Origin of the sequence: Synechococcus sp. R70.1 (assembly GCF_047461675.1) — a bacterium.
Lineage (GTDB): Bacteria > Cyanobacteriota > Cyanobacteriia > Thermostichales > Thermostichaceae > Thermostichus.
On the sequence record NZ_JANSHR010000116.1, the window covers coordinates 9,147 to 11,258 of the forward strand.

A 2,112-nucleotide genomic window follows, 5' to 3' on the forward strand; every position below is an offset into this window, starting at 1 on the left:
TGGACGGGCAAGGACTGGTCAGCCAGCGAAGCCTCGGGGAGGGATCCCAGCTTGGTCAGGGTCGTGCCAGGGTAGTAGAAAGCGAGGATTTGGGCTGCATTCAACCCCCGCCGGGCTAGGGTGTAGGCGCCGTACTGGCTCATACCCACTCCATGGCCAAAGCCGCCGCCGATAAAGCGGTAGCCCGCTAGTTGCTGGCCCTGTTTTAGGGGCTCGACGCGAAACAAGGTGCTGTAGAGGCGGGGAAAAGCTAGGCGCACCTGATCCTTGCGCAAAACCAGCGAGTGAGATCCTTGGGGTGTCTCTAGATCCACTTGCAGCGCCTGAACCCGACCGCTGACCGAGCGCTCCAGAACCTGCAGCCCCTGGATGGTCGTCCACTCGGGGAGAGGGATCCCGAGGTACTCTTGGGCAGCCCGCAGCTGGGCGTTGAGCTCCGCCAGGGATTGGGAGAACTCCCAGCGGAAAAGGCGAGATACCCCTGCTTCATGGAAACCTTCCCGCTGCTCCAGAAAGGCCTTGAAGTCGCTCTCCTGCCGCAAATCAAAGGGCTGAGCGGGCTGGTGAGCGAGGTCAGCGCGGGGGCGCAGGTAAGGGCGCGGCTCGCCGTCCCAAACTTCTTCAAAGCCTGCCGAGATGCCGCCGTTGGAGGAAGAATAGACAGCATCCACCAGCTTGCCATTGTAGGTAAGCACCAAGCCGCTGGTCTGGCGAACGGCCTCGTCCGCCCGCGGATGGGTTCCCGTCAGCCCCTTGTAGACCTGGCAGTGGGTGTTAGCACAGAGGTGGTAGTCGTCGACCTGAAAGCGGTGCAGGTTCTTGAGGGCGTAGGTGCGCGCCAGAATTGCCTGGGCGGCCATGGCGGCAAAGGGAGCTCCCGGCCCTACTTCGTGGGGCACCACCCCCCGCAGATAGGTTTCCAGCGGCACGGCGTTGACCACGGTGTAGCTGCCGTAGGCGTTAGGTTGAATGGTAATCGAGCCGGCATAGTAGCGGTCGTTTACCCGCAGATAGCCCGCGTCCGAGGTTACCTGAAGCCGGGTGCGGTGGTAGCGAAAGTGGCCATGCACCCAGCTTAGCTGGGGCTGTTGGCGCCGCTGCTGGACCTCAAGCCGCACCTGGGGGATCCCTTTGGCCTGGGCATAGCGCTGAATCTGGGCCAACTGCTGAGGGGTGTAGGCGCGGCTGGCCCACACTTGCCACTCCTGCGGCTGGGCAATCTCGGTGCGGATCCCTAAAGCCTGCCAACGGTTGGCGCTGGCCTCGGCGCTCTCAAAACTTTTGTGGCTGCTGAGAACAAGGCGGTACACGGTTTCTGGAGTGGCCAAGGCGCGGTTGACGATCCCGACGGTTACGCGCGGAGTGCGCTGCCTCTGGGTGCTGCCGTCGGCCTGGGGAAATTCCAGCGTCAGTAGCGACCCGGTTGGCGCTGCCAACTCCACCTGATCCTGTTCAGAGCGACCAAAGTGCTGCAGGATGCCCACCCGTAAGATCGGGTTTTGCGGGGTAGCCACCGTGGCCCAGGTTCCTCCGGGATCCCCTGTGGCGCGCAACGCCAAAGCCGCAAGCAGCACACCCCAGCCGAGCGTGCCCTGGAGAGGAAGCCGCCGCTGGGTGGGGGGAGGTTGGTAACTGAGCATCGGCGCTTTATGCTGGTAACGCATCCGTTGATTCTACCTGCATCTTTTTGGCCTAACCCAGCATGGAGGCTTTTTTCTCTTCTACCCCCTCTCCTCTCTGTAAGGGATCCGGCTGGCGACTGGGCTGGGATCCCCGGCGCTCTCCTTTTGTGGCCCTTGTGGGAGGAGAAACCTGGGCGCTGGAGCTAACTCAAGAGGAGTGGCAAGCTTTTGGGCAGGGGGTGTACTGCCTGCAGCGGGATATGGAGGCCATGGCCTCCCAACTGATGGCCGAAGAGAGCCTCACCCTGGAGCAGACCTTCCCCTCGCTAACTTTGATTGCCCACGGCAGCCCCGCTGCCTGGGATCTCTACCTACAGTTGCACCAGGGCCGGCGCGGCGAGGGCTTCTGGCCAGCAGAGGCTGTCCCGGGGCTGTGCCGTGCTCTTGCCCAGTTTCGGGAGCACAGATGACCTAGCAGTTGCTAGGATTG

2 protein-coding genes are annotated in these 2,112 nt (G+C 62.9%); one reads left to right on the plus strand and one right to left on the minus strand.

All coding sequences use genetic code 11. The features are described from left to right. The coding region (locus NW807_RS11280) for a SpoIID/LytB domain-containing protein (protein ID WP_414426153.1) at positions 1-1,640 on the minus strand (1,640 nt) is incomplete at its 3' end. A 62-nt stretch (positions 1,641-1,702) separates the two neighbouring features. On the opposite strand from NW807_RS11280, the gene NW807_RS11285 reads away from it, so the two are divergent. Then, entirely contained in the window at positions 1,703-2,092 is a 390-nt protein-coding gene (locus NW807_RS11285; protein WP_414393402.1) for a DUF1818 family protein, read from the plus strand. Positions 2,093-2,112: the final 20 nt, after the last annotated feature.

What these genes read in the sequence shown, in the direction of transcription:
- NW807_RS11285 (WP_414393402.1), top strand. Translation starts at nt 1,703, where the DNA reads ATGGAGGCTTTTTTCTCTTCTACCCCCTCTCCTCTCTGTAAGGGATCC.